The organism is Paenibacillus septentrionalis (assembly GCF_042659865.1).
GTDB lineage: Bacteria > Bacillota > Bacilli > Paenibacillales > Paenibacillaceae > Pristimantibacillus > Pristimantibacillus septentrionalis.
On record NZ_JBHSTE010000004.1, the window covers coordinates 638,928 to 660,399 of the forward strand.

General features: G+C 44.5%; 22 protein-coding genes. 20 read left to right on the forward strand and 2 right to left on the reverse strand.

The genetic code is table 11. The features are described 5' to 3' along the window. Positions 1 to 365 precede the first annotated feature (365 nt). Positions 366 to 647, forward strand: coding sequence for a CD3324 family protein (locus ACFP56_RS14645; RefSeq protein ID WP_379235763.1), 282 nt, complete (start codon positions 366 to 368; stop codon positions 645 to 647). Between the two features lie 119 nt (positions 648 to 766). Here the strand turns inward: ACFP56_RS14645 and ACFP56_RS14650 are convergent, their stop codons facing one another. Next, complete coding sequence (locus ACFP56_RS14650; protein WP_379235915.1) at positions 767 to 1,564, reverse strand: DUF2935 domain-containing protein; 798 nt, start codon at positions 1,562 to 1,564, stop codon at positions 767 to 769. A 293-nt stretch (positions 1,565 to 1,857) separates the two neighbouring features. Between ACFP56_RS14650 and ACFP56_RS14655 the strand changes: the two genes are divergently transcribed. Both ACFP56_RS14655 and ACFP56_RS14660 read left to right on the forward strand, forming a co-directional pair. Beyond that, positions 1,858 to 5,577 (forward strand): S-layer homology domain-containing protein, encoded by a 3,720-nt coding sequence (locus tag ACFP56_RS14655; protein WP_379235765.1) that lies wholly within the window; start codon positions 1,858 to 1,860, stop codon positions 5,575 to 5,577. Between the two features lie 301 nt (positions 5,578 to 5,878). Next, positions 5,879 to 7,102 (forward strand): DUF4367 domain-containing protein, encoded by a 1,224-nt coding sequence (locus ACFP56_RS14660; protein WP_379235767.1) that lies wholly within the window; start codon positions 5,879 to 5,881, stop codon positions 7,100 to 7,102. A gap of 84 nt (positions 7,103 to 7,186) precedes the next feature. Here ACFP56_RS14660 and ACFP56_RS14665 read toward each other — a convergent pair whose 3' ends face one another. After that, positions 7,187 to 8,158 carry an AraC family transcriptional regulator gene (locus ACFP56_RS14665; RefSeq protein WP_379235769.1) on the reverse strand — a complete coding sequence of 324 codons (972 nt, stop codon included), beginning with the start codon at positions 8,156 to 8,158 and terminating at the stop codon, positions 7,187 to 7,189. A gap of 160 nt (positions 8,159 to 8,318) precedes the next feature. On the opposite strand from ACFP56_RS14665, the gene ACFP56_RS14670 reads away from it, so the two are divergent. The 17 genes from ACFP56_RS14670 (at position 8,319) to ACFP56_RS14750 (ending at position 21,339) form a co-directional block, all read left to right on the forward strand. Then, positions 8,319 to 9,059 (forward strand): SDR family oxidoreductase, encoded by a 741-nt coding sequence (locus ACFP56_RS14670; protein ID WP_379235772.1) that lies wholly within the window; start codon positions 8,319 to 8,321, stop codon positions 9,057 to 9,059. 168 nt (positions 9,060 to 9,227) lie between these two features. Then, positions 9,228 to 10,400, forward strand: a complete 1,173-nt coding sequence (gene alr / locus ACFP56_RS14675; RefSeq protein WP_379235774.1) for an alanine racemase — start codon at positions 9,228 to 9,230, stop codon at positions 10,398 to 10,400. Between the two features lie 353 nt (positions 10,401 to 10,753). Continuing rightward, a complete protein-coding gene (locus ACFP56_RS14680) occupies positions 10,754 to 11,035 on the forward strand; it encodes a CopG family ribbon-helix-helix protein (protein WP_213514969.1) in 282 nt (93 codons plus the stop codon). 3 nt (positions 11,036 to 11,038) lie between these two features. Continuing rightward, positions 11,039 to 11,389 (forward strand): type II toxin-antitoxin system PemK/MazF family toxin, encoded by a 351-nt coding sequence (locus ACFP56_RS14685; RefSeq protein ID WP_251668965.1) that lies wholly within the window; start codon positions 11,039 to 11,041, stop codon positions 11,387 to 11,389. 188 nt (positions 11,390 to 11,577) lie between these two features. Next, positions 11,578 to 12,282, forward strand: a complete 705-nt coding sequence (locus ACFP56_RS14690) for an SAF domain-containing protein (RefSeq protein WP_379235777.1) — start codon at positions 11,578 to 11,580, stop codon at positions 12,280 to 12,282. Then, positions 12,269 to 13,126 (forward strand): hypothetical protein, encoded by an 858-nt coding sequence (locus tag ACFP56_RS14695; RefSeq protein ID WP_379235779.1) that lies wholly within the window; start codon positions 12,269 to 12,271, stop codon positions 13,124 to 13,126. Before ACFP56_RS14690 ends, ACFP56_RS14695 begins: the two co-directional genes overlap by 14 nt. 18 nt (positions 13,127 to 13,144) lie before the next feature. Continuing rightward, positions 13,145 to 14,506 (forward strand): ATPase, T2SS/T4P/T4SS family, encoded by a 1,362-nt coding sequence (locus ACFP56_RS14700; RefSeq protein ID WP_379235781.1) that lies wholly within the window; start codon positions 13,145 to 13,147, stop codon positions 14,504 to 14,506. After that, positions 14,496 to 15,446 (forward strand): hypothetical protein, encoded by a 951-nt coding sequence (locus tag ACFP56_RS14705; protein WP_379235783.1) that lies wholly within the window; start codon positions 14,496 to 14,498, stop codon positions 15,444 to 15,446. Before ACFP56_RS14700 ends, ACFP56_RS14705 begins: the two co-directional genes overlap by 11 nt. A gap of 15 nt (positions 15,447 to 15,461) precedes the next feature. After that, complete coding sequence (locus tag ACFP56_RS14710) at positions 15,462 to 16,343, forward strand: hypothetical protein (RefSeq protein WP_379235785.1); 882 nt, start codon at positions 15,462 to 15,464, stop codon at positions 16,341 to 16,343. 75 nt (positions 16,344 to 16,418) lie between these two features. Further along, on the forward strand, positions 16,419 to 16,568 hold the full coding sequence (locus tag ACFP56_RS14715; RefSeq protein WP_379235787.1) for a hypothetical protein: 150 nt from the start codon (positions 16,419 to 16,421) through the stop codon (positions 16,566 to 16,568). 151 nt (positions 16,569 to 16,719) lie between these two features. Beyond that, positions 16,720 to 16,866: a hypothetical protein gene (locus ACFP56_RS14720; protein WP_379235789.1), complete on the forward strand. Its 147-nt coding sequence runs from the start codon at positions 16,720 to 16,722 to the stop codon at positions 16,864 to 16,866. Further along, on the forward strand, positions 16,863 to 17,288 hold the full coding sequence (locus ACFP56_RS14725; RefSeq protein WP_379235791.1) for a hypothetical protein: 426 nt from the start codon (positions 16,863 to 16,865) through the stop codon (positions 17,286 to 17,288). The genes ACFP56_RS14720 and ACFP56_RS14725 overlap by 4 nt, the downstream gene beginning before the upstream one ends. Positions 17,289 to 17,335: 47 nt before the next feature. Next, positions 17,336 to 17,821 carry a hypothetical protein gene (locus ACFP56_RS14730; protein ID WP_379235793.1) on the forward strand — a complete coding sequence of 162 codons (486 nt, stop codon included), beginning with the start codon at positions 17,336 to 17,338 and terminating at the stop codon, positions 17,819 to 17,821. A gap of 24 nt (positions 17,822 to 17,845) precedes the next feature. Then, a complete protein-coding gene (locus ACFP56_RS14735; protein WP_379235795.1) occupies positions 17,846 to 18,325 on the forward strand; it encodes a PH domain-containing protein in 480 nt (159 codons plus the stop codon). Continuing rightward, the gene (locus ACFP56_RS14740) at positions 18,318 to 20,006 is read left to right on the forward strand and encodes a PH domain-containing protein (protein ID WP_379235797.1); all 1,689 of its coding nucleotides are present in this window, start codon (positions 18,318 to 18,320) and stop codon (positions 20,004 to 20,006) included. The genes ACFP56_RS14735 and ACFP56_RS14740 overlap by 8 nt, the downstream gene beginning before the upstream one ends. A gap of 23 nt (positions 20,007 to 20,029) precedes the next feature. Beyond that, positions 20,030 to 21,016: a phosphotransferase family protein gene (locus ACFP56_RS14745; protein ID WP_379235799.1), complete on the forward strand. Its 987-nt coding sequence runs from the start codon at positions 20,030 to 20,032 to the stop codon at positions 21,014 to 21,016. Positions 21,017 to 21,051: 35 nt separating this feature from the next. Next, positions 21,052 to 21,339: a HesB/YadR/YfhF family protein gene (locus ACFP56_RS14750; protein WP_379235801.1), complete on the forward strand. Its 288-nt coding sequence runs from the start codon at positions 21,052 to 21,054 to the stop codon at positions 21,337 to 21,339. Positions 21,340 to 21,472: the final 133 nt, after the last annotated feature.

A 21,472-nucleotide genomic window follows, 5' to 3' on the forward strand; every position in this document is an offset into this window, starting at 1 on the left:
GCTTATCTACAAATGATTCGTTGAGTTTGTGGTTAGTAAATGGTAAAAAACAATTTAATCTGTTCTATCACTTGCACAAATGCTTCCTTTTATGGCTTAATATAGATGTCGGGCCGACGAAATGTGTGGAAGGGAGGCTGAGTGAAATGATTCAGAACCAAGAGGTGGTACTCGTTTAACGAGTACCCGTTCATAAAGGGGAGCCAAGTTTGGCTCCCCACTTCGTAATTCTCATGAGTGCAGTTGTCTCAAGTGCTAATGATTGATATTCAATTAATTGAAAGGAGGCGGGTAAGCCATGTACATGCAGATTGCATTGAAAACCAGCGATTGCTTGACAACAAAAAAGAGTAAGGAGGGCATCGATGGGGATCTACAAAAATGGAAAAGATGTGCTACCCCCCACGTTATTGAAGCAGGTTCAGAAATACATTGACGGTGAGCTTCTGTACATTCCGAAGCAGGATGAGCAACGGGCAAGCTGGGGAGAGCTAAGTGGCTCCAAGGAACGGCTCAAGGATCGCAATGAAGCGATCTACCGGGCTTATTGCAGCGGAACGTCAACGGTTGAGCTAGAACGTATGTATTATCTTTCCGGCGAAAGCATTCGGAAAATTATTAGTAAATGTTCTCGCGTTACGAGCTGAGCTTTCCTGACAGCTGTAATGCGATTATATAGGATGACAAATCCCCCTACAGCGCGAGCGCTCGTTCATGTAGGGGGATTTTTTTTCAAACGTTCATACCTACAAAATTACTACTTTCATTAATCCTCTACCCGTGGTTTATTTGCTTGGCAATCAGGAGATGAAACTAAACCATGCTGCGCTAACTTCGTTAAATAATAGCATTCCTCTCGCATCATATGGTCGGGCATTAAAGGACTAATTCTGTCTAACACCTCAGCTGAGAATTGCATTTCCTCCAATTCATTGAGGAAACCTACAAATAGTTTCATCTCAATATCAACCTCATGATGGAGTCTTCGGAATGCTGGGAAATCCTTAAGGTTCGTTCTCATGTATCCTGCCATTTCAATACTTTTCATATAGAGCTGCTCAAAATGCTTTTGGAAGGCTTCACTTTGCTTGATTAACCGTTTCTCCACACTATCCAAATCACTTGCAATAGCTGCTGCGTGGCCAGCCGCATCAGGAAGCCACAAAAAATCATGATGTAAAGGATCGAAAACAGGCACAGGCTTACCCTGTACGAGCTCATTTAGTATACGTAAATACTCCTCAAGCTCGTTGACCATGTGATTAATAAAGGTAGGTGTCAAGCCAATCTTCACTTTTCCAAGCAAAGCTCTGCTTAATAGATCAAGCTTAAATGCTCTGAACTGTTCTGTCAGCGTATGTGCTTGAGTAGCCAGCTCCTGTAATTCTGCCTCCATCTGAATATTTCTGGCAGTGCCAAGCAGCTGATCAAATGCTTCGATATACGAGGCTGCTGCTTGTATGTCTTGTTTTTCCAACGGTGATAGCGTATTGAAAATAAACCGTGCATGATCCCCTAAAATTTGCAGCCAAAATCGATGCTCAAATAATGCAGACTGTGACATATTCACTTCTTTTCCCTCCATGACGATGGCAAGATGATCTTATAAGACAAATGCCCAACTTACCGTTTTTTTACTATATGCTGCTGTGCTTGACTAGGCGACAGCGTAGTTGGCGTTTAGATATCGCACATTTGAGATAGGCAGTTGTACCCTCATCGGATAAGGAGTCCTTCCTTATACTTTCTGATAGTTTTATCTTTTGATTTACAAAACTTGGGTTATTAGGTATTATTGACGGGGTATATTGTCACAATTTAGTATTTTTTAATTTATTTAGAGGAGATGAAAGCAGAGTGAATAGTAGATTTGGATTAATCGTAAAAAGAAACGTGGCTATGTTTTTGATATGCTTCATGGTAGTAGGACTAATACCAGTGCAAGTGTTTGCTAATGAAGCAACAGGATTCTCAGACATCGAAGGCCATTGGGCAGAGGAATCTATTAATAAAGTAGTTGAAAATGGACTGTTTAAAGGTAATACAGGAAGTACATTCGATCCGCAAGGCACGATGACACGCGCAATGTTTGTTACTGTACTGCATAGATTAGCAGAAAAGTTAGAGGCTCCAGCAGTAGAAGAACAAATACATAGTTTTTCCGACGTTCCCGAAAATGCTTGGTACACTGAGGCGATCAATTGGGCTGTAAGCGCCGGGTTAGCTGAAGGATATGGTAATGGTACTTTTGGTCCTAATAATCTATTGGACCGTGAACAAATTACTGTACTTATGATTAGATTTTTAAGTGTATATATGGAATACGATCTAAGCAGCTATGAATCCAGCTCTTTGTTTGCTGATGATGCACAGATTAGTTCATGGGCAAAAGAAGCAGTCTATCAGGCTGTAGCGCTTGGATTAGTAGAAGGTGAAAAAGGAAATGTCTTTAATCCAAAAGGGACAGCAAGTCGCGCAGTTGTAGCAGTAATTACTGAGCGTTTCCTAGATAAATCAGCAGAGCTTGTAGCTGAGCAACCGAGTGAGACTCCCGAACCATCAGAAACACCAGAACCAACTGCGACGCCTGAGCCAAGTGACAACATTGGCAATAGCGGTGGGGGGAGTAGTGGTGGAAGCAATAGCGGTGGAGGTAACACTACTATTCAAGTGAAAGAAGCGACAATTCAACGCGGCACTACTAACGTAGCTAACGAAGCGATTCGTTCTGGTGATCAGCTTTCTGTTGCAGTAAAACCAGCTAATGCACAAACAACTGTGAAGTGGTTTGCTAATGGTGTATTAGTTTCAGAAGCTGCAACGTACGAGGTTAGAGCACTTGATGCAGGCGCAGTGATAACTGCTGAAGTAACTGGTACTGGAAGGTATTCCGGTACAGTTACAAGTGATGCAACTGGTAAGGTTCTAGCGAAGGTAGATCTTACTAATAAAGATGTAGACAACACACCAGTTGTTATTGCAGATGTTGTGACATTCAAGGATGAGCAAGGAAACGATGTTACTCTAGCAGAAACCGATTCACTTTCTTTTTCTGTAACAGCTTCTGAGGTGGAGATTTCAGAAGAAGAAAAAGAAAATGTTACGAAAAACCTTAAAGCTCAATATCAAGACATTGATATTGAAGAGCTTGTTAAATATGTTGCAATTGAAGCAGCACTATTAGTTGAGTCAGAAGATGGTAACGCAACAGTTATTCATCCAGTAGGTGATACAACATTAACACTTTCTAAAACAAGTCTAGGATTCGGCGCAGAGGAAGATATTAGTCAGCATGTATTCCTTATTGGCCATACGAACAAAATTGGCGAGCAAGAAAGTGTACCAGGAGAAGTTGTTTTAATAAACGGGGAACAATATGTTCGCGTTGTACTGAATGGTTTGAGTACGATTTATATTGGAAATATCCCTCCACTAACGATTAGCTTTGACACGGACGGTGGAAGCGAAGTTCCTGCTGTAAAAGTGAAGCTAGGCGAAATTACGCCAGCAGTTGAGGCTCCAACAAAAGAGGGGTATTTCTTCTTAGGCTGGAATGTTGATTTGAATAATTCCCCAATTTATATGAATATGACGATTAAAGCTCTTTGGCTTGAAGGAGCATATATTGCTAACAATCGTATATCTATTGTAGATTGGTATGATATGAATGTTGTGAACTACACGGTGAATGACAAGGGTGTAGTTAAGATAACGTTTGATGAATCTAATGAACTTGATGCTAATCTTGAATATTATGTAAATATCTCAGCACCAGAGAATGCAACTCAGTATGTGCTTAGTGATTCGGCTGAAGCAGCAGCAGCTGCAAGCTCAGAAAATGCTGAAGCAGTAGTAGGCGGCACGATCAAGTTACCTACTGTAGTGGTTTCTGATAAAGATGCTAAAGTGATTACAGGTAACTATTATTCCTATATTAAATGGTTTGATAATGAAGGTGCTGCAATCGTATTAGAGTCAGTAACGGTTTCGGTTGAAACAAATGAACGTTCGTCAACGAGAGAGCAAACGTTTAATGTAAATCGAGGCATTGGTAAGGTCGAGGTATTGTTAACAGCTAATAGTGAAGAAGATGAGGATTACTACTCATACCTTAATGGATACTTATCAGGTGACGCTATTGCAAATAACTATAGATTGAACTTAAATGCTTCGTTTGACGGTAGAAGATACTTTGCAAATGAAAATGCAAAAATTGATTTTTCAAATTTTAATGGCCTTAAATTAATCTTTACTCCTTTCGAGGGTGAAACCTACCAAGGGGCTGCAACTAAGGCAAGCGGATATTTTTGGAACAATGGTACACGTCATGATATTGAATTAGAAACAAAATTAATTGATGGGGGGCTTCTAGAAGTCACAACTCTATCAGAATATAACTTCAAAGAAATGGCTGGAACTTCAAACTCCTTCTATCTATATGTAACAGTTGAAGCTGGTGGTCGTTCACAACAGATTAATATTAATATGCACGATATAGGTGATCGCACCGAAGAAACTGAGTCTCAATATATTAGTACAGACCAATGGGCAGATGTAGTTTCTGTACTTGCGGAAAATGCTAATGTTCATGTTCATTACTATGGAGAAGCTGTAAACTTAAATACTTTGTTAGAGCTGAAGGAACATCAATCGCTATCTATTAGTAATTCTAGCTTTACTATTGTTTCAGGTGGAGAGTTGAAATTAACAGGTACTCAGTACGGTGGAAGTGGTCTTTATGTTAATGGAGACATACTTGTTACTGATGGTGGTAAAATTAAGACAAACTCACAGCAACAGATGCAAGGAAACTATTATTATTCAACTGTACAATCAGACTATTTAACAATTGCTTCAGGTGGAGAAGTTAATATACCAGAATTGGGACTATTAAGTCTAAGAGGTAAAGAAGGCATCGTTTTACAACAAGGTAGCGTCATTAATGTTAATGGTGCCCTTGATATTAACAATGATGTGGAAATTAACGGAACAATGAACATCGTTGGTATTAATGGAAATTACAATGACCACCTAAAGGGTAGAGTAAGTGTTTATGGTGATGTTACAATCAATGGTTTACTGGAGGTTAGCAAAAACGGATCACTATCCGTATCCGGTATGAATACCATTAATGAAGATGGCGAGTTTCGAGTAAGTAAAGGAAGCACAAGCTTAAACGGTAAAACTTACAATAACGGAAAGATTACCGTTACTGAAGGAAGTTTAACATTATCTAATGTTGGATTTGCTGTTAATAATGATGGGGTTATTGAGATCGCTAAAAATGCAATCGTGATATTACCGGGCACTACATTTGTAAATAACGGAGAGATTGCAGGATCAGGATCTATTGCACTGAATGAGAGTGTAAATGCAGCAGCTAACTATGTAAATGGTATAGAGTATGTGTATGTTGAAGGTGATCAGACGATAAGCAATTATAGTCGTTACCAATTTGTGAATGATCCAGAAAAAACGGTAACTGGAATCATTTATGAAAGTAAGATTTCAGGAACAGGAAACATTGACAGCAATATTAATGTTAACGAAAATAAAATTCCTGAGTTTGAAAAATAGAGTCAGACTTTAGTAAAATTGGATGATCAAGCTTGGAAGCAGGGGTTCTGTTGATTACAGAACTCCTGTTTTTTTGTATTATCAAGCCCAATCGATAGTAAAAAGAGCAGAAACACATTACTAGTTTTATCAAGCATATAAGTATCACTGGAACATCACTTTCAAAATTCTTCCACGAGCGTACATCCATATCAATCAAAAAAATCTCGACCAGCTCGTCAATCTTGTCTGCATAAATGGTCAAGTCCCCTCATAAGTATGTATCAGCCAGTAAAAACCAAGTTGTAGAGGGGATGATTTCATGCGTCGCATGACATGGATCGCGGCAATTATACTAAGCTTTGCACTAGTGTTATCTGCTTGCGGTACGAAGGACGCCGAATCCGTGGTGAAGGATTTGGACAAATTTTTGAACAGTATGGAGGGCTATACTGGAGCAGGCACGATGACATTGCACAATGGTCAGCAGCCTCAAGTGTATCAGGTGGAGGTAGCCTACCAGAAGCCGGAGTCGTATCGCATCAAGCTAACGAATGTCGACAAGGATATCACACAAATCGTGCTACGCAACGATGAAGGAGTATTCGTTCTGACTCCGAAGCAAAACAAGGTGTTCCGCTTCCAAAGTGAATGGCCGCAAAAACAAGGACAAGTGTACTTATATCAAACATTGGTTCAGAGCATTCTGCTTGACGGTTCTCGTCAATTTACAACGACAGAGGATGCTTACGTCTTTGATGTGATGGCTCAGTACAACAATACTTCACTTGCTCGCCAAAAAATTTGGCTAAGTCAGGATGATTATCATCCACTTCAAGTAGAGGTCAGCGATACGAATGCAACGGTACTGGTTGATGTGAAATTCGATACGTTCCAGTTCAACCCAAGCTTTGCAGAAAATTATTTTGCAACAGAAACTAACATGAACGCTGGTGCAACTTCTGGAACAGCGGAGGAGCAGCAAGCAGAAACTGACGCAGCAGAACAAGAGAGTGTTGCACCGGGCGACGATGGCGTAGGTGGTGACCTGCCAGATCAGGAAGGTACAGAACCGAATCCAGATAGCGAGCATAACGCGAATGCTCCTGCAGAAGACGATGCAGCTACAGACGAAACGGAAGGCACTGAAGGAAACAACAATGCTAATAGCGAAGAGCCTACAACAGCTTTGCCGCAACAGCAGACAGGTTTTGTAGCAATGGAGCCAACGTATACGCCGCTAGGTGTAAACGAAAAGGATATGATGGATATTGAATATGCTGGTAGCCAAGGCTTAATGACTCGCTACGAGGGCATTTATAATTACACGCTGATCCAGACAGAAGCGAAAGATATCGCAACATCACTAGTGCCTGGTGATATGATCAATCTTGGCTTTACAATCGCTCAACTGACAGCAGGCGAAGATGTTCAAACATTAAGCTGGACGTACAACGGCAATATTTTCCGCCTGAGCAGTGCGGACTTGCCGCAGCCTGAGCTGATCAAAATCGCGCAATCCGTTCAAGCTGAATTGTCCAAGTAAGCCACTTGCTTAGATGATAATGAAAGCTCCTCTTTACGAGGCAGGTATGGACTCAATCCATCCTTGACTCAAGGGGAGCTTTTTTTATTTATTCGTATCGCTGTCAGCGTCATTACTGGTGTGATTAAGTAGTGGATGCGTAGTTAGCGACTGTTTTAGCTGTTTCATGTCGCGGATTGGAGGTAAGCCAAACATGCGCGTATATTCTCGGCTAAACTGCGTTGCGCTTTCGTAGCCTACCTGAAATGCGGCTTCTGCTGCATCAATGCGCTGCGAGATCAGTAGGCGGCGCGCTTCCCGTAGCCTAATTAGCTTTTGATATTGCAAGGGACTCATCGCAGTTACTTTTTTGAAATGATGATGGAGTGTTGAAACGCTCATATTTGCGAGGTTGGCCAGCTCTTGAATGGTGAAGCGATTAGCATAGTGGGACTGTATATGCCCGATTACGCTTGCAATTGAATGCGCGTGGCTGCCCATAATTGCAAATTGCCTCATATGTCGGCCCTGCTCATCCTGCATCAACCGATAAATGATTTCTCTAATAATTAAAGGCGACAGAGCTGCAATATGCTCAGGCGTTTCCAGCAGTGAGACGAGCCGAATAACAGCATCGAGCAAAGGAGCATTCGTTTGGCTAACCGCCATACCACGCTCTGTTTCACTTTTGTGTAGGTTCATCTCGCTTGTCTGCTTGAAACTTTCAATCATTTGCTCTGTTGTAAAGGATAATTGCGCACACAGATACGGCTTTTCAGGGCTTGCCTGCACGATTTGACCTGTGATAGGCAGGTGAACTGAAGCAACAAGATAGGTCGCTTCATCATAATAGTAGCTTTCGTTGGCAAGCATTACGATTTTGGAGCCCTGTGCAATCATAATTAATGAGGGCTCATAAAGCGATAGAAGCGGCTCAGTTGTACTGGAGGCACGAATTAATGTCAAGGCTGGAATTGCTGTCTGATGAAAACCGTCAGTATGCACCAGCGCTTGAATTTTTAATGCCAGCTCCTGCTGGCGCTCTTGTATAGCTGAATGTAGTCGGTTATCGCCCATCGCTTCTCTCCTTGTGACCGTTAATCATCTTAAGCAAATCGTATCGCAGTTTGTAGAATCAGGCAATGATGAACGAGAATTATGCTACCGCTTGCCACGCCGAGGCTTATAAACTTGAACTATAGCATGCATCCATGATCGAATAGAGAGGGCGAGGACGATGACGAATTTGCAAGGGAAAGTTGCTATTGTTACAGGAGCATCAAGAGGGATTGGAAGCGGCATTGCGAAGCAGCTGTCAGCGTTAGGTGCTTCAGTTGTTGTGAACTATGGGCATAGCAGACAAGCAGCGGATAAGCTGGTTGAAGAGCTGAGAAGCAATGGAGGGCAAGCAATCGCAGTCGCTGCCGATATAAGCAAGCTGGTCGATATCCAAGAGCTTTTCGCTCAAACTATCGCCGCATACGGCAAGGTTGATATCCTCGTCAATAATGCTGGCTATATGAGTAATCATATGATTGAGCATGTAACTGAGGAGGACTTTGACAAGCATTTTGCGATAAATGTAAAAGGCACGTATTTCGCATGTCAGCAAGCGATGCGGCATATGGAGGACAATGGCAGCATCATTAATATATCCACCTCTGTTGTCGGAAATATGTTCCCGGCTTACAGCGTATATGCGGGCTCTAAAGGAGCAGTTGAGCAGTTTACACGTCAGTTGGCCAAGGAATTTGGCGCCAAAGGGATTACCATTAACGCGATTGCGCCAGGCCCCGTTCGCACGGAGTTGTTTTTGCAAGGTAAAAGCGATCAGCAGATCGAGACATTAAGCAGCATGAATGCATTTCAAAGACTTGGAGAGCCGCAGGATGTAGCGAATGTCATAGCCTTTTTAGCAAGTGAGCAAGCAAGCTGGGTTACAGGACAGACAATAAGAGTAAACGGAGGCTTCATTTAAGCCTGCCTTACGGCTACTTAGCAAGCTGGAAAACCGAATAAAAACGGATGCCATAAGCTGCTCAAAGCACTATCAAAATTAAAGCGCTTCTCAACATTGACACTGCCAGCAACAAGGCGTAACATAACAACTATTGACGTAGTAGCAATGAAAAAGTAGGTGGAGCAATTGAGTACGTTTTATCGACCAACATGGGCAGATATTTCTTTGGACGCCCTTTATCATAATATAGAAGAAGTTCGCAAAGGGCTAAAGCCTGGCACGCGCATCCTCGCATCCGTCAAAGCTAACGCATACGGACATGGCGTTGTGGAAATTGCGCGTGCAGTGGAACGTTATGGACTCGATTATTTAGGCGTTGCTTTTCTCGATGAAGCGTTAAGATTGCGCAGTGAAGGAATTAAGCTGCCTATTCTTGTGCTTGGTTATGTTGCGCCGGAGCATTTGGAGCTTGCTCAGCAGCATCATGTCACGATTGCGCTATATCGTGAGGATCAGCTGGAAGCGGCGAAGAAGCTAAGCGTTGCTAATGATGCTCCGCTCAAGGTTCATGTTAAGCTGGACACGGGTATGGGACGCCTGGGCGTGCTTGGGACAGAGCAAGCGATTGATTACATTCAACGTGCACTAGAGGTGGATACGCTTGAAGTCGAGGGGGTATTTACCCATTATTCGAAAGCTGACGAGGCAGATAAGGCGTACACGCAGCTTCAATATGAGCGTTTCCATGCGGTCGAGCAGCATATAAAGCAGCAGGGCTGGAACATTCCGATTATTCATGCGGCGAACAGCGCAGGGGGCATGGATACGCCGCAATGGGCTGGAGATATGGTTCGTCTCGGCATTGCGATGTATGGCTTGTATCCATCAGAGGAAGTAAGCAAAGCAATCAAGCTTAAGCCAGTTCTGAGCTTGAAGACGAAGCTCGTACATGTGAAGCAGGTACCTGAAAATTGGGGGATCAGCTATGGCGCCAGATACTATGCTGATGCTGATGAGCGAATCGGAACGCTGCCAATCGGCTATGCAGATGGCTACAGTCGCATGCTGACTGGCAAGGCGGAAGTGCTGCTTCGTGGGCAGCGCATCCCGGTAGTCGGTGCAATATGTATGGATCAATGCATGGTGTCATTGAATTCCTTGCAGCAATATGAATTGTCCGAGCTGCTTGATGATGAGGTTGTATTGATTGGCAAGCAGGGCGAAGAGGAAATTACAACGGAACAGGTGGCGGATCAGATCGGTACGATTAATTATGAGCTTACCTGTATGCTTGCAAGCCGTGTACCGCGAAGATATATCGAGAACAGTACGATTATTGCAGTGAGCAATGGCGTATAGGTTGGCTTGCAACTAATGAGGTGGTTGTTGGTAAATGTGTCCAGCAACCGCCTGCTGTGCATCAACAGCACATAAACTGGAACATTTTCTCAGTAATTAAATATGGCTAATGGACTGGATGTAGTGTAATATAGAAGTAATGTGGAAAGCTAGGTCAATCTTTGCAATTGGCAGGGATTACATATCGTTTTTTGTTAAGGCAAAAAAGGATTATTACGCTATAGCTCGAAACCATAATGTGAGGATATAGCATACTTGATATATATACTTCATATATATTGAAGTATAGAATAGATATAAAAATGTCATAATGTGTAGTACAGTGTTGGAAAAGTTTTGGAGGTGCGAATTCTGTGGCCAATATTCATAATACGAAGCGAATCATGATCAGCTTGCCGGATCAATTGTTAGAAGAAGTAGATGGAATTGTCGCAACTGAAAATTCAAATCGCAGTGAATTCATTCGCCAAGCAATGAAACTGTATCTTCTCGAAAGAAAGAAACGTCAAATTCGAGAAAAAATGCAGCGAGGCTATATGGAAATGGCAAGAATTAATTTAAACATTGCCTCGGAAGCTTTTCAAGCGGAGGAAGAAGCAGACCATACTCTAGGTCGTCTTGTTAGCGGGGTGTAGGGATTGATCGTAAAACGCGGAGATGTCTTTTTTGCGGATTTATCACCGGTAGTCGGCTCCGAGCAAGGAGGAGTTAGGCCTGTACTCGTCATTCAAAATGATATTGGTAATCGATTCAGTCCAACAGTAATCGTCGCAGCAATTACAGCACAGATTCAAAAGGCAAAGCTACCTACTCATGTTGAGATGGATGCTGAAAGGCATGGTTTTGATCGGGATTCAGTAGTACTCTTGGAACAAATACGCACGATTGATAAGCAGCGTTTGACCGATAAAATTACGCATCTGGATGATGAAACGATGCGAAAGGTTGACGATGCTTTATTAATTAGTGTCGGATTAATTGATTTTTAGGAATAGACAATAGATGCCAATTTTGCTATGATATAGACAAATGGCATATGAACGTGTGAAGAACGCAGCGTTTTCGTCCTAGTGACGAGACCCTGCGTTCTTTTTTTTGCGTTAATATGCATCTCCAATATAGTTGGTTTAGCTTAACAGGATCGAGGTGAGTAAAGGTGATCAGTAGGAGAAGAATTATGTTGTCCATCCTGGCAGCGCTGTTAGCTGCTCTAGCAGTGTATGGCTTGTATTATGTTCAGCTGGAGCGGGTGCAGCAGGAAGAGCGCGTTCGCATCCTTGTTCCAAGCAGATGGATTGATGCGGGGCAATATATCACGGCTGAGCAGCTTGCCTGGCATACGATTCCGCAGTCCATGGCGACTGAGGACATGCTATATACGCTGGAGGAGGTTATTGGGCAGGAAGCGGTTATCCCGCTCGGCACAGGCGAGCCGATCCTGCAATGGAAGCTGAATAAATTCGCCCTGCATCCTAACCAGCAGCAGGCAACCTTTCAGCTTCCTAAGGATTACATCAAGTCGATCTCGAATGGCATTCGTGCTGGTGATGAGGTGTGGATTTACGTATCACAGCAGGAAGGCGAAGCAGAAAGGCTGTTCGAGGAAGGAATCATCGTTGCCTCAGTGAAAACGGGCTCGAACAATGAAGTGGATGTTCCTAGTGAAATGGACAAGCATGCGATCGTGCGAAGCAACGCTGAGCAGATGTACGCCTCGCGAAGAGACGCGAACGGAATGATCGAGTATATCAATGTGAATTTAACGGAAGCGCAGTGGCTGGAGATTGAACGGCGCTGCAGCGATGGCAGCGGTAAGCTTGTTATTGCCTATCACGCACTGCCAGCTCCAATGAAGGGACAGATGCAAGATGACGCAAGCTGAACAAAGGAATCAAGCCGTTACCTTTCTAGGGACGACTCCTAATATTGGTACAACGCTGCTTTCGCTAGCGGTTAGTGTTCGTATGGCGGAATGGAGCGGCAAGCGCGTCGCATTTTTATGCTTGAATCTCAAATCATCCAAGCTGCATCGTTATATAGGCGTTGATGGACAACGTGCAAGTCTCGACGAGTTGCTGCCTGATCTCCGTGCAGAAAGCTTGACGAAGGAACAGCTTCATTCAGCGATGCACCGCTATAGCCCTAACCTGGAGCTCTATGTATTGTTTGGCAATCGCTATCGCGAAACGGCTGAATATTACGGAGTGGAGGAGCTGTTGCATCTCATTCGTACAGCTCGCCAAGCCTATGATTACATTGTGCTTGATGCCAATGCTTACTGGGACAACGCGGGTACGATCAGTGCGCTGCTCGAAGGAGAGGGCGTCGTTTTGACAACAACTGCGGCGCTGTCACATTTTCAAGAGGATTATCAGGCATGGGTTGGCATGATGGGGGAGCATATTCAACTGGAAAGCAAATTGCTCTACCACTCGGTCATTAAGCATCGGGGCGGTCTGTATTCAAGTCGTGATTGCCACCAGCAGCTCGCTGGAATAGCGCTGCCTGATGTCGTGATTCCGCTCTCGTTGTATGAAGCACTGGACCGAGGTGAATTTAAACAGTGGCTGCAGCAGACGACTGAAGGGAGCCGATGGCTTTCTAATTATTGCAAAGCACTTCTGCCAGAGCTGTTTTCGCTGTCGCCTACGAAAGGGAAGAATTGTAAGCCCCGTTGGCGGCGTTCCTTGAACGCTGGACTGGCCTTGTTGTCCAAGACGAAATAAAGAAGGTGATGAATGGCAATGGTTGAACAAAATGTTAAACGTTTTTCTGCGCTCGATTATATGTCCAAGCGACGAAAGCTGCAGGAGCAGCCTGAATATGACGAGCAGGAGGCAGGTGCTGAGCAGTTTCAGAAGCTTTGCTTCGAATTGCGCAGCTTTCTCGCAACGCCGCGCGGCTATAGTGAGGAGGAACGCAGACAATATAGCGAGCAGCTTAATCGAGCGGTGCTTGGGTATACGGATGCCCGTACTTACATTCTGCATTTGATATCGGATCGGTTGCTTCAGCTGCACGTTCAGGAGATTCCGAATTATCGACATCCTTACGCTTCCTTGGCAGAAGCAATATTCGCTGAAATCGTCGGGCTGCATGTTCTGGAGGCGATCATTGCGGAGACGGATGGCTTAGAGGAGATACAGGTCGTTGGCACGCAAATTTTTACGGTCGTTCGTGGCGAAGTATCGTTATCCTCCTATCGCTTTGATCATATAAAAGACGTTGAACGCATTCAGCAAAATTTGGTGCTGTTCAATAACGATCAAATCAACATGAAAAAACGCTGGGCCGAGGTAATGCTCCGAGACGGCTCGCGCGTAACGATTACGGGCAACGGCTACACATCCCTGCCTACCCTTACAATTCGATTCTATACGCTTCGCAATATTCCGCTGCATCAGTTGGCACAGCCTCCTTTCCGAATGATGTCTCCACTTATGCTTCAACTTTTGAATGCGATTCTAACCGAGCGCTACAATCTCGTACTTATTGGTCAAACGAACACCGGCAAAACAAATTTGCTTAAAGCGCTAATCGCGGAGCTGCCAGCTTCCGAAAGACTCGTCACAATTGAAGGACGATATGAGATGATGATCAGCCGCGACTATCCTGATCGCAACATTATTGAATATGAAATCAATGAGGATGATTATCTTCACAGCTCGAAGCAAGCATTCAAGCTTGCGCTTAGACAATCGCCACAGCGCATTATTCATGCGGAAATTCGAGATGATGATGCGAATGTATACGTGCGCGCATGCACACGCGGACACCGAGGAAGTATGACTACCGTTCATGCTAATGAGCTGGAGGATGTGCCGGAAGCGATTGTTGATATGTGCATGCTCGATGGACGGGCAATGGACCCTCACCGGCTAGTGAAGCGCGTCGCTCAATATGTAACGGAAATTGGCATTCAGCTCAAGTATATGAATGGTCGCAGGGTGATTGCACGAATCGCGCATATTAGCTGGAAGAACGAAGAAGTAACGGTGAAGGATTGGGTGAGATATGATGAGCAGCTTGATGACTGGATTGTCAATTGGCAAGAGCTCCAGCTTCATTTTCCGCATTTGAGGGAGGCGGAATGCAATGCTCATTGATGGAATTGCAATTGCACTTCTTGTAGTAATATTTCTGCTTTTGTTCCTGGTTGTGGATTGGTCAATGCAGCTGCTTCTGCAAAGACAAACCTTGCGCGCTCGTTTGCGAAGCGGTGGAAGACAACCGCTGCCTTCAAATGAGAATGCCGTCCGCAGCAGCAGAGCTGTGCAGAGGGTAAAGAAGCATTTGGATCAGCTGCTGCATTCCTTGCGTGTGCCATTAAAGGGTGATGCATTGTTCAGCATGCTTGCTGGCTTATTGATCGGGGGTCTGCTTCTAGGGAGCTGGATTTTCGGGACATGGAAAGGTGCACTGCTGCTTGGAGCGATGATTGCGGGAACACCGTACTTGGTAATGCGACTGCTGCTCGTTCACAAAAGACTCGAGGCGCAAATCGATTTTTTGCCAGCGCTTGAATCATTTTATCAGTGTTATCTCATTACAGGCGAGCGTCAAATTAAAGTGGCACTTGCGCGACTTATGGAAGAGAAGATGATGACTGGCTCAATGAGAAGAATTTTTGAGCAGCTGTATCGCAATTTATCTGTGCTTGAGGATGATGATGAAAGTTTGGAGCTTTTTGCACATGCGCTTGGACATATTTGGTCGGATTACTTTGTGCAGATGCTTAAGGTTGCAATGCATGAGGGGGTGACGATTAGCGGCAGTCTCAAGGAGCTGATTAGTGATATGCGTGCAGCTCGAAGATCCAATGAACAGGAGCGTCACCGCCTGCTTGAAATACGGATCGCGAACTTTACGCCGCTGCTGTTTTTCGGACTATTTGTCGGCATCAATCTGTATTACAATCGCGAGCATGCGATTCAATACTACATCTATGATGCAGGAGGAAGGGAAATGCTGCTGCACATGTTCGTCATGATTTTTTTGTCTTTTATTATGGGACTTTATTTGTCTCGAAAGAAATTGAATGCATAGCGAGGAGGATGCGATATGGCAGTGTGGCTCGATTACATGATCGTGGCAGGGCAGTATATATTCAGTCTGGTAGCGCTGCTTATGATTTTTTCTCTGTTGCCTTCTCGGGAAAGCAAGCTGTACAAGCGCATATGGGGCTGGCAAAAGCTAGAGCCATCTGACAGGTTGCTGCGTGTGCTAAGACTGGATCGTGATGCATTAATGTACAGCGAACGTGCAGTTCTTCTCGCAAATTGCGGGCTGGAATGGTCTGTGCTGACCTATGCCGTCAGTCGTCGTCTACTGCTGGCTTTATTTATCGTTGTGCTGCTTATATTGTCCTTCGGAATATCACTTGGTTTTTGGCACGCTTCGTTGCTGGTTATTAATTTGATAATCATTAGCCTGTTATCGTTTGCAGCTTTGTTATGGGACCAGTACTGGCTCAAGCTGTATCGCGAGCTGCGAGCAGTAGCGATTACACGTGAGATTTATGCGATAAGCCATCAGCTGCTTTATTTCGAAGATTCCTCCTTGCATATTCACAGCAAGCTGAGACGATGCCTGCCATACAGCAGACTGTTAAGACGAGACATGGAAACGCTGCTGGCTGAATGGTATCAAGACCCTGTATCGGCACTTCAAGGCTTTAAACAGAGAATTGGAACAGCAGAAGGCATTAGCTTTGTTGAAACGATTGACGCACTAAGGCATCAGCAGCATGAAGGTTTTTATGAGCTGCTTAGAGCGCATTTGCGCGATTATAAAGAGCGGCTTGAATTAGCGAAGGAAAGTCGAAAGGAAACGAGCTCATACGTTTTATTTGTGCTTGCAGGCATTCCTATTTTGTACACGTTCCAAGTCTTTTTATATCCATGGGTGCAGGAGGTCAATAAGCTGATGTCGATGCTGGAATAGCTCAAGAGCAAGTGGCTATGTTGAAACAGCATCGGGCTAGGCTAGCGACAAATGAGCTTGAGAGGAGGTGAGAAGATGAAAAACATACTGATGACGGTTATGCTGCTTGTCGTTGTCGTGCTGTTGTTTAATAATATCATCGCTAGAGAAGGAACAGGCACAAAGGCACAAATTCAATCTCAAGGTGATGCAGCGAATGTACGCATTGGCAACATTAACCCATAAGTGGTTACACCTCTATCCACAATCCACAGAGAAACGAGTAAATGTAACCGATTTTTTGCTGGTTTTTTACAGTTTACCCACATATTCATCCACATTATCCACACTATTCACATCTGAATAGTTATATTTTGCATATAAGGTTGGTGATATTATGCAGCAGCTGTTAATTACATGCTTGCTCATCCTATGTATGTTGTTCGTTTATCTTGCTGCAATAGGCGGAGAGCTAGGGTTGAAGAATGAGCAGCAGCGGGCGCATCGCCATACGATTGATTATGTGCGGGATATTGACGCATGAAGCAGCTTTTAATGTTTGTGCTGCTTGCAACGACGCTGTGCTGGGTTATGTTCGCACCGGTTTATAAACATGTGTATATTTTACGGCAAGCGCTCCTACAGCAGGAGGTTGATTATTTGCTCGAGGTTGGTGCGAGTGGTCAATATGGTTATATTAGCTCTTCACATATTGATCAATCTCGAGCAAGGCTGGAAAGCTTTGGTCTTGATGCTGCGCAGCTCGTATATGAGGCTCGCAGTACAACCGGACAATCTGCAAATTCAGCATCGCAGCCAGTGCCGCGCGGCGAAGGAATATCATTAACGATCAGCTATCCTGTTGATGGGTTGTTCATGATCGATCAGCTTGTAGGTGTACGTCCTCCGAGTCAGCAGCATATCAAGGCATACGGCGTTCAGATGAGTGAATACGTCGCCCACTAGCTAGCCATAAAGGACAAAAAGAGAAAAGAGGAGGGTACGGCGATGTCATGTATAAGCTGCTAATCGTACCGTTGATGCTCGTTGTATGGCTTTCTCTATATGCAGGCGGTGTCGATCAGGAATTGGCAATGAAAAGCTATTATAAAGGCAAGCAGGCCGTTAATCGAGGCGCACATGCAGCTGCCCTCCAGCTTGATGCTGCGATGCTGGCTGAAGGTGTCTTTCAGCTTGACCCTGCAAAAGCAAGAGAAAGTGCCGAGCGGATCATTTACCTCAATCTCAAGCTGGATGAGAAAGGGAGACCGACGAATGAATCATTCATTCGGACACCAGTTGAGATTGTACATTTTGAGGTATTGGATGCCTCTCTTTCCTATCCGCATCATTACGAGCTAAGCAGCTACGGCTTTCGGACGACCTTTTATCGGCCTGCAGTCGTAATTGTGATGAACTTAACATATCCTCGTATATTTTCCAGCAATAATCCTGTAGAATGGAATATAGTTGGAAGCGCACAGCTTGTGCCGCTTTAATATAACTGCAGGAGGAATGGATCAATGCAACGAGAGCTTGCTCGCAAATTGCATCCTGACTATGTTAAAGCTTCAAAAGTATCCAGTGTGATTTCACATGCTGTTATACTGCTGCTCGTATTAGGATGGTTGGCATTTGCATTATGGAAGGACTGGACGCTTGTTCCGGTATGGATAGCAGGAGGTGTTGTGCTGCTGTCTTTTGTAGTGTACACGTGGATTGTTCCAGTCTATGAGTATCGGAGCTTTTCCTTTGAAGTTTTTGAGGAAGAGATTGAAATCAAGTCAGGCATTATTTTTCATTCAAATATTCTTGTGCCAATGGTTCGTGTTCAGCACATTGAAGTCGGCAGCGGACCCGTTATGCGTAAATACAAGCTGGCAAGCGTTACGATTGTGACGGCAGCGACAAAGCATGAAATCAAGGGCCTGGACAAGGATGAGGCTGAAGCGTTAAAACAGCATATCGGAGAACTTGCCAAGGTGGATGAGCAGCATGACTAACACAAGACAACTATCGAAGCTGTATATTGTCATTAATTTCATTAAAAATATTCGCACGCTTATTCCGCTGCTAGTCATTGCTTATATCAATATTGATGACTTTGAATTTATGAAGACGATTTGGGGAATTGCTGTGGTTATTGCCTTGATCGCTTTCAATTTTCTGTTTTCTTACTTACCATGGAAGAAATTTCAGTATTCGCTTGAGCAAGATCGACTAATTATCCATAAGGGCGTATTCAAGCGTGAGGAGAAAACGATTTATTACAATCGCATCCATTCGGTTAATGTGCAACAGCCGTTGCTGCTGCGTATTTTCGGTGTGGCCTCTTTACAGATCGAAACACCTGGCGGCAAGCCCGGAATGGCTGAGGGTGAGCTTAGTGTGCTGAAGCATGGTTTTGCGCTAGAGCTTCAACAGCAGCTTAAGCAGCTTCGTTCTAGAAGTATTGCAATGGCGAGCGGCTCGCCAGCTGCACAGCAACAGACGTCTGCTGAAGCCCATGAGGGAGATGCCGCAGCTATTGTACAAGAGGGCTCGTCGTTACACTCGGCTGTAGAGTTAGGTGATCAAGCTGTGCTGGAAGGCTCAGTATCGCCAATGGGCAGTACGGAAGATCGCGAGCTGCTTCAGCAGGAGCACGATACGACTGGCTATGATTACGAATACAAACTAAGCGCCGGACAACTGCTGAAAGCATCGTTGACCTCGCTTAATCTTAACTTTGCGCTTATATTTTTGCTGGGGATCTATTCATTTGCAGATGATGTATTGGAATTGATCTTCCCGAATCTGTACGAAAAAATGCTCGAGGTTATGTCTCCTGATTTTTATGACTCTGTGGTAGGGGGAGTGACGGAGCAGTTTTCTGTTATGACGTTATTCGTTATTGTGATGATGACGGTTATTGTATTTGGATTTGTCTGGCTGCTTTCGATCGTTATCTATCTGATCAAATTCGGAGATTATCAAATTAGAAGAAGTGAGGAGCAGCTATCTGTTTCCTATGGCTTGCTGGAGAAGAAAAGCTTTATTTTCGATCAAAATAAAGTGCAGGCTGTCATTATGGACGAAAATCCAATCCGACAGCTGCTTGGCTTTGCAGAACTTCGCGTACAGGTTATTACCTCCAATGCGATGGAGCAGCTTGTTATTCACCCGTTTATTCGAAAGAAAGACATTCCAGCAATGATGTCGCAACTTTTGCCTGATCGACAGCTTGATTTGCGCAAGCAGCTTCAAGCACCACCTAATAGTGCGTATCGCATGTATGCGATGCCGTCGCTCATTGTGGTGCTGGTGTTAATTGGAGCTGCAGCGTGGCTGTGGAAATGGAACAGCTTATGGTTCCTGCTCCTGATTCCGATTGTTCTTGGCTGGTCATGGCTATGTATGCGTACAGCAGGTGTATGGCTGGAGGATGGCGATTTGATTTTGCGCAAGCGAACAATTAATCGCGTCACCTACTTTGTACGCAGAAAGCATATCGTTACGTTGAGCATGAAAACATCTCCTATGCAGCGCAAGCGCAAGCTGCGTACCATTCGAGTCCAGGTATTGGGCAGTGCATTCGCTTACCGCGTGAAAAGCATTGCAGATGAGCATCTTGTTCCGATCTGGCAATGGTTCTCACGGAGCGGGAACAGCAAGAGCTCCAATGGTAGCGATACAACAGCATAAACTGGAGGAAGGATGGAGCAGTAATGGACAATATTGATTTACAGCAAGAGGAGTGGATTCGCTCACAATGGAGAGGAACGGTAGAGCTTGCACAGGTACAGAAGTTGCTAGGGGGTATTTCATCCTCGATGTATCGGCTCGATATTCGGCTCGGAGAATCTAATGCTGTAAAAAGCTTCGTATTGCGTGCTGTCCAGCCTACTGATAGCTTGAATGAAGAGCAGGGGATATTAGCTCAAGAAGCAGCTGTGCTCAGGCAGCTTGCGGTACTGCAGGATGCAGGGCAGTTGAAGCATCTTCAGGTGCGATTCCCGCGCTGCATCGCTTATGATGCGTACGGAGATTGTGCAGGAATACCATCGTTGCTAATGACATATTTGCAAGGGCAAATCAGCTTGCCGCAAAAGCCGAAGCAGCAATGGCTTCGTGTCCTTGCGCAGGCAATCGCTCCAATCCATAGAGCTACTGCGAACAATATGCTTGTACCGTGGAATTATTACAGCTACGTTGATGCCGCAGCTGCTACAGAGCACCCTGCACTAAGCTGGTCACAGCATCCGCAACGCTGGAGAAGCTTGCTTGATCGTATCCAACAGCCAGCTCCCAGCTTTGATCCTTGCCTTATTCATCGTGATTATCATCCGACGAATGTGCTATGGAATGAGGAGCAGGACCAAGTTATCGGTATTGTGGATTGGGTTAGCGGCTGTAATGGGCCAGCTGGGATTGATGTCGGTCATTGTCGCATCAATTTAGTGCAATTGTACGGCGTGGATGCCGCCAATACATTTTTAGAGGCGTATCTGGAAGCTAATCCTGAATTTGAATATGATCCGTACTGGGATATATGCTGCTTGCTGGATATGACGGGTTTTGGGCCAATCGAGGTGTATGAAGGCTGGACGCTGCTCGGATTCCAGGGATTATATCCGCAAGACATTCAGCAAAGGATTGAACAATATGTCGAGGATTTGGTACAATTGTTGCACGCCAATCGTTACAACAAGTAATGACAGGTAGTGATTAAAAAGGGGTGTGCAATACTATGGGACTAATCGTAGAGCAGCCAGCGGCGCATTGGTATAAATCTGAGATGGAGCTGGAGCAAGGGGACCATGTTCGTATTTACGTACGGCTTGGCGGTTGCGGCAGTGTACATCCTGGGCTTTCATTAGGTGTTATGAAGGATGAGCCTCGTGATATTGGTGCTCAGACAGAGGTCGAAGGCATTCATTTTTATATGGAACAGGATAATATGTGGTATCTTGAAGAGAAGGATCTCCACATATCATTTGATTCTGCAGCAGAAGAAATCATGATGGAAGTGAAATAAGCAACTGTTAAAAAGCCTGTTTTCTACAGTCATTGCCAGTATGGCAGCTGCAGAAAACAGGCTTGATTGTTTTTAGTTGAAGAATGTGAAGGACTGTTAACTGTTAGGTCGTCGTGCTTCACCCAAGACGGAT